This window comes from Bacillus sp. JJ1474 (assembly GCF_036965225.1).
Taxonomy (GTDB): Bacteria; Bacillota; Bacilli; order Bacillales; family Cytobacillaceae; genus Cytobacillus.
On record NZ_JBALPC010000226.1, the window covers coordinates 1 to 6,251 of the forward strand.

General features: G+C 35.9%; 7 protein-coding genes. 4 read left to right on the forward strand and 3 right to left on the reverse strand.

All coding sequences use genetic code 11. The features are described 5' to 3' along the window. Positions 1-44: 44 nt before the first annotated feature. Positions 45-893, forward strand: a complete 849-nt coding sequence (locus tag V7164_RS22760) for an MBL fold metallo-hydrolase (protein ID WP_335355302.1) — start codon at positions 45-47, stop codon at positions 891-893. A 49-nt stretch (positions 894-942) separates the two neighbouring features. Here the strand turns inward: V7164_RS22760 and V7164_RS22765 are convergent, their stop codons facing one another. From V7164_RS22765 to V7164_RS22775, 3 genes are all read right to left on the reverse strand, one after another. Next, entirely contained in the window at positions 943-1,464 is a 522-nt protein-coding gene (locus tag V7164_RS22765; protein ID WP_335355303.1) for a cupin domain-containing protein, read from the reverse strand. A 159-nt stretch (positions 1,465-1,623) separates the two neighbouring features. After that, entirely contained in the window at positions 1,624-2,928 is a 1,305-nt protein-coding gene (locus V7164_RS22770; RefSeq protein ID WP_335355304.1) for a DUF4179 domain-containing protein, read from the reverse strand. Next, positions 2,929-3,438: a sigma-70 family RNA polymerase sigma factor gene (locus tag V7164_RS22775; RefSeq protein WP_335355305.1), complete on the reverse strand. Its 510-nt coding sequence runs from the start codon at positions 3,436-3,438 to the stop codon at positions 2,929-2,931. Between the two features lie 262 nt (positions 3,439-3,700). Here V7164_RS22775 and V7164_RS22780 point away from each other — a divergent pair, with 262 nt between their 5' ends. The 3 genes from V7164_RS22780 (at position 3,701) to V7164_RS22790 (ending at position 6,031) form a co-directional block, all read left to right on the forward strand. Then, entirely contained in the window at positions 3,701-4,474 is a 774-nt protein-coding gene (locus V7164_RS22780) for a sulfite exporter TauE/SafE family protein (protein ID WP_335355306.1), read from the forward strand. 422 nt (positions 4,475-4,896) lie between these two features. After that, the gene (locus V7164_RS22785) at positions 4,897-5,274 is read left to right on the forward strand and encodes a VOC family protein (protein ID WP_335345895.1); all 378 of its coding nucleotides are present in this window, start codon (positions 4,897-4,899) and stop codon (positions 5,272-5,274) included. Between the two features lie 211 nt (positions 5,275-5,485). After that, on the forward strand, positions 5,486-6,031 hold the full coding sequence (locus tag V7164_RS22790; protein WP_335355307.1) for an NADPH-dependent FMN reductase: 546 nt from the start codon (positions 5,486-5,488) through the stop codon (positions 6,029-6,031). Positions 6,032-6,251 lie beyond the last annotated feature (220 nt).

The window sequence follows — 6,251 nt, forward strand, 5'->3', positions numbered from 1 at the left end:
TTAGTTATGCTAAAATAATAAAAAACACGAGAGTAGGTACTTAAATGCTGAAAAAACTAACAAATAAAGTGTATTATATGCCGCATTATTCGGAAACGGATCGTCCCGCATTAGGTTTAATTTGTGGGGATGACTATAGCGTGGTCGTTGATTCAGGGAATTCGCCTGCACATGCAAAGGATTTTCATAATTTAGTGGAAGAAATGGATTTACCGCCAGTCAAGTTTGTTGTTATTACACATTGGCATTGGGATCATATCTTTGGGATAAAAACGATGGGGTTATTAACAATTAGTCATGAAGATACGAAGAGAAAATTGGAATATTTGAAAACTCTAAAATGGGATGATGCTTCATTAGATGCACGAGTTGAGACTGGTGAAGAAATAGAATTTTGCAGTGAGATGATTAAGCGTGAAATGCCTACGCGGGATCATTTAGAACTGCAGGTTCCGGATTTAACATTTAGTGATAAGTTTGAAATGGATTTGGGCAGCGTAACCTGTGTAGTTGAACATGTTGGAGGCGTTCATGCACAGGATTCATCCATTATTTATATTCCTAATGAAAAAGTGATGTTTCTAGGAGATTGCATCTATCAAGATTTTTATAGTGGCGAATGGAGCTATGATCTAAACGAACTCACCATTTTATTAGAAAAAATCAAAAAATATGATGTCGATACCTATATAACTGGACATCAAGATCCGAAAACAAATGAAGAAATGTGGAGCTTCTTGGATGATCTCGTTCATATAGGGGAAATCGTTGGTGAAGAGACATCTCTTGATAATGCTGTTACTAAGTTTAACGAGGTTCGAGGAACAAAGCCAAACGAAGATCAGCTTGAGTTTATTCAAAACTTTGTAAGCGGCAATCAAAAGAAAAAGTAGAAGCAATGAAATTGACCCCCAATAAGTAACTTACTGGGGGTGATGTTTTTTATTCCGGAATTGTTTTATATGCTAACTTCTTAATTATGTCTTTATGCGCAGGATATTTTGTCAGAAGGTCATCTTGTGTGAACAACTCAAAATCTTGAAATTCAAAACCTGGAGAAACCATACAGCCTACTAAGGAGAAGGTATCTTCTTCCATGACAGACGATCCGAAAATAGCATTTTTCGGAACTAACGCCTGAGGGACTTCTCCTTTATCCAAATTTAATCCTAATTTAATCTCTTCATACTCACTGTTTTCATGAATAATATGAATCGTTAATGAACTTCCAGCATGATAATACCATAGCTCATCCGATTTTAACCGATGAAAATGGGATACGTCATTAGAAGTTAATAAAAAGTAAATACTCGTATAAAGCTTTCGTTTTCCTTCAAAATTCACTGTTAATTCTTGATCAGAAGTTTTTTCACCAGATTCAAATGTTCGTTTATAAAATCCGCCTTCTGGATGCGGTTCTAGTCCAAGTTTCGATACAAAATATTGTGCGTCACGTGTATTCAAAGTAAAATGCCTCCCAAAAACAAAGTTTCTAAAAGATTACCAAACAAATAATCCTTTGACCATCGCTGTTAACCTAAATGAACCAGTGAAGTATAACAAAAAATATCTTACTAATAAAGTGATTTTAATATAATGAAAAATCCCGATATTTTTAAAAGGCTATTTCATGACTAAGGGAATAGTCACAGTAGCGGATCCCTTTAAGTAATTTTCGTAGCTATTGAAATAAATCCGAATCGGATTTGTTTTATTGCTTGTGTCAAATGAGTAGGTAGATTCAACCATGCTATTCACATTACTCTGACTAGAACCATTAGTATCAACAGTTTCACCGTTCGCATCGACCGCTTGGAAAAACATTTGATAGAAATGATTTTCTTCTTTCGACTTATAGGTAGCACTAATTGTATTATTACTTTCAATTCCGACATTTACATTTACACTGTCGGGAATATAGAGGACTTTCTTCTTTAGAAAATCGACTTCGATATAATCCTTTCCTTTTGGCAATGCCTGCACATCATTGAGTTCCAACGTCAAGCTTTTGGGTTCTCTAAAATAGTTGCTTTGAAAGAAGAAAGCTGCTTCTTCGTCTCGCATACCTCCAAAGCCTGATACTCCATTTGTAATTGTGCCCCATACTTCGCCTTTCTCATCCAATAAACGCATGCTTTTTATTTGCAAAATTTGCATGGTGTTTACAGGATCGACTGCGATATCAAGCTTTGCCCGAAGTGGAGAAATCCTCAGTGATTTTACGGTCAATTTTTGACCATCGATTTCTACAGTTTGATCCAATTTGTAATTTTTACTTTTTGCGATATTCTTTTGCAAAGAAAAAGGGATGTTGAATGTTGTCTCATGTTCGTCTTTAAAGGTAATGGATAATTCGAAATTCGGATTTGTGAAATCGATATTTTTACTAGCGGTTACCTCTATAGTATCTTCTATATGATTTATCGGCTCCTTGCCAAACCAACTATAAGTTATTCCAGCTTCCAGCCCTTTATTATTTTGTTTAATCTCAACTTCTTTTGTGTGGAGGTCATGAATCTCGAAGGGAGCTTCAAGCTCATAGTTAATAATCATTCCTGATTCATCTGCAATAATGCCGAGCAATGTAAATGTTAAATTATTCTTTATTTCTGTTATATTAAGCTCTTCGTAATAATCATTTTTTAATATATCCTCAATTCCTTTGTCATAGGCAATCATCTCAACAAGCGGGGCAAAGCCTGGTATTTTCGCAACTGCTTGTGCAAAAGCAGGAGATACGCGAATCGTTGTAATAAAGATTAGGATAAGAGAGGCTGTAATTGCTAACGTTCCTGTCCATTTTTTGCGGCTACGTCTTTCATTTTGTACTCTCTTTAACCCGTTTGTCCTTGCATAGGAGAGTGCTTCTTTCGGAACTGGAATCGAATTAAGTTCATCTTTTAAAGCGGCATATTCTTTTTCGTTCATTTATAATTCCCTCCACTCGCTAAAATAATGGCGCAGCTTCCGTAGTGCTGTGTGCAATCTGGATTTAACTGTTCCTTCGGGAATATTTTGCGCGCTCGCAATCTCATTGTTTTTCATATCCTGAAAATATTTCAAATAAATTAATTGCTGCTGTTCATGTGACAATTGCGAAATCGCTTCAACAATCTCTAGATTAGGAGAATCATAATACTGTCCTTCGACCTCCAACGTTTCCCTCAGCTCAATACGACTTTTTCTCTTATGCATATCGTGGCACACATTTAGCAATATCCGAACGAGCCATGTTCCGACATAACGCGGCTCTTTAAGAGTATGAATTTTTTTATAGCTTCGGTATGTCGTTTCTTGGATGGCTTCAATCGCATCGTGCTCATTTTTTAAATAAGCAAACGCTGTCCGATATAATACATCTTCATATGCTTCAAGCACTTGTAAAAGAGCGTGTTCATCCCTTTTCATTGCTTTTTTTATAATATCTATCTCAACCACAGCGTTGCCTCCTTCCCTCTGCTACTTATTAGACTTAGCAGCAAGTGAAAACGTTCATCTTTTTTATTAATAATGGTCATTAGTGGGTTCCTAATTCTAATTGCAGTAAAGAAAAAGATTTGATAAAAAGGAATAGAATGGAATACTATTAAATACCAATTCTAACATGTAAAGTATTTATTAATACTTTAGTGATGTAAAAAATGAAATGGGAAGATGTTTGCGAAGCGTCCCTAGAACGGAAGGAGTTGAGGTTTGATAAATGTTCACAGACTTATTTCTCTTTTGTGTGGTTATAATTTCAAACTTAATTATTGGCGTTTTATTGGGAATGACAGGAATATCAGGCTTTTTGCTCCCTTTAATTTATGTAGGTTTTTTAGTAATGCCTGTACATGATTCCCTTGCGCTGAGCTTTCTATCATTTGCAGTTTCGGGGATTATTGGTGCTTACTCCTACTGGAAATCTAAGAACATGGATCTAAAATTAGCCCTATACCTGAGTATTGGCAGCCTCCCTGGTGCATTTATGGGTGTCCAAATCAATGTGCTAATTTCTGATTTCCTAGCAAAACTTCTCCTTTATATTTTTATTCTAATAGCTGGCCTATCCATTTTGCTTAGGAAAAACAATAGAAATGCAGAAAGTCAATCGAAAATACTAAATAACCATTTAGCAGTTATTATGATTGGATTAATTACAGCAGCGGTCTGCTCATTAACCGGAGCGGGCGGCCCTATTTTACTCGTTCCGTTATTAGCAAGTTTGGGGGTAAATATAAGGGTAGCCGTTGGAGTGAGTTTGTTAAACTCAGTTGTTATTGCCATCCCATCTGTATTTGGGTACTTTGCTCATGCAAGTATGGGAAATCTCACCATGTTAATTATAGCAAGTTTGATAGGTACGATTGTTGGGATATTAATAGGGGCACACTTTGCAAATAAGGTACCTATTCATCATTTGAAACTATTTATTGCTATCATAACTATTCTATCTTCTATGTATATGCTTATTTCTTTAGTTTTATCTTTTTGACATTTGTCATTTACATAGCACATTGAAAGCTGACCGAAATAAAAAAATAAGAGAGGAGAGAAGCGAAAATACATTTTTTTGGACAGAGAATCCTTTATTTCCATAAAACCAGCATCTTTAGGGTTTGAATAGGACAGAGAATCTCTTAATTATAAAAACAAGGGAAAATAGCATTCTTTTTCATGCAATAGCGGAAACAGGGTCCGATAACCTCAAGAAAAACAATCGATTCGAATAAATAACGGAATGAGGATCCTCGAAGATAACACCCCCTACTAATGAAATGCAAATGAGTAAAATAGTTTATCCTGGCATATGGGCTTAGGTGAAGAGGAGGAAACTAATCATCCAAAATTGCTTTTGATATTCCGGATTGATAAACTAATTTTGTCTATCTTGATTTATGAAAAGGAGTTTTTTGGATGATAAACAAAGTTGGAAAAGTGACGGTTTATGTACAAGATCAGGAAGCAGCAAAAGACTTTTGGATCAATAAGGTTGGATTTGTTTTAAAATTTGAACAGCCAATGGGGCCAGATGCGTTTTGGATTGAGGTTGGGCCAGGCGAGGATGAATTTACGACTTTAGTGCTTTATTCTAAATCGGCAATGGAACAACATCAGCCATCTAAGGTTGCACATCCATCTATACTTTTCAGTACAACTGATATCGAATCAGCATATGAGAAAATGAAACAAAATGGAGTACAAGTGGAGGAAATGATGAGACTGCCATTTGGAACGATGTTTTCATTTAAGGACCAGGATGGAAATGATTATTTATTAAGGGAAGATAAGTAAAATAATTGAAAGCAGTGCCTGCTGCATCTTGGATTTTACTTTCCGTGTTCAGGCACCTTTGTTTACACTCAACTATTTTGTATATGAAAATATTCTAAAACCCACAATTCTTTGATACTTTGCTAATAGATAAAAATGCTGATAGATAACCCTCGAAAGATCAGGTTCAATATTCAAAAATGATTAAAAATACTTTGGGAGGTTCTATATTATGAAAATTGTTACGATCGTTGGAAGTATCCGTAAGGGTTCTCTGAATAGACAGCTCGCTGAGACTATGAAGGAACGTTATGTCGATAAAATGGATATGTTTATTACTGATATTCGTAGTCTGCCTCATTATGACCAAGATGAAGAAAACAATCCGCCGCAAGCTGTAAAGGAATTTAAAGATACAATCTCAAGTGCAGATGGGGTTATCATCATTACTCCAGAATACAATTGGTCGGTTCCTGGCGTATTAAAAAACGCCTTAGATTGGGCTTCTAGGGTGGACAAGGTTTTCATTGGCAAACCAGTAATGACATTGGGTGCGACTCCTGGAATGCTAGGTACTATTCGTGCCCAAATGCATTTACGTGAAATTCTATCATCGCCTGGTGTTCAAGCTAAGATACTTCCTCCAGGTGGGAACGAGGTATTGATTGGTCTTGCAAATCAGAAATTCGATGAGACAGGTCAGCTTGTAGATGAGGGGACTCTAAAGTTCTTAGATGAAAAGGTTGCCAAATTTATAGATTTCGTAAAGGCAGTATAAGGGAAGGGCATTTTCGTAAAATGTTTCCGGCATTTAAAAACGTTAAATATATCAAGAAACTAAGGAGCTCTATTATATAGGGCTCTTTGACTTATAAGATCATAATTTCCTCTAATGAAATCAATCATAGGTGAGCGGATAAGATACATACGAGAGGCTTCTGGCAAAGTTAAATGGACAATTATACGAATGACAATACAGCCAGTACCAGAAAAATTTA

What these genes read in the sequence shown, in the direction of transcription:
- V7164_RS22760 (WP_335355302.1), top strand. Translation starts at nt 45, where the DNA reads ATGCTGAAAAAACTAACAAATAAAGTGTATTATATGCCGCATTATTCG.
- V7164_RS22770 (WP_335355304.1), bottom strand. Translation starts at nt 2,928, where the DNA reads ATGAACGAAAAAGAATATGCCGCTTTAAAAGATGAACTTAATTCGATT.
- V7164_RS22780 (WP_335355306.1), top strand. Translation starts at nt 3,701, where the DNA reads ATGTTCACAGACTTATTTCTCTTTTGTGTGGTTATAATTTCAAACTTA.
- V7164_RS22785 (WP_335345895.1), top strand. Translation starts at nt 4,897, where the DNA reads ATGATAAACAAAGTTGGAAAAGTGACGGTTTATGTACAAGATCAGGAA.
- V7164_RS22790 (WP_335355307.1), top strand. Translation starts at nt 5,486, where the DNA reads ATGAAAATTGTTACGATCGTTGGAAGTATCCGTAAGGGTTCTCTGAAT.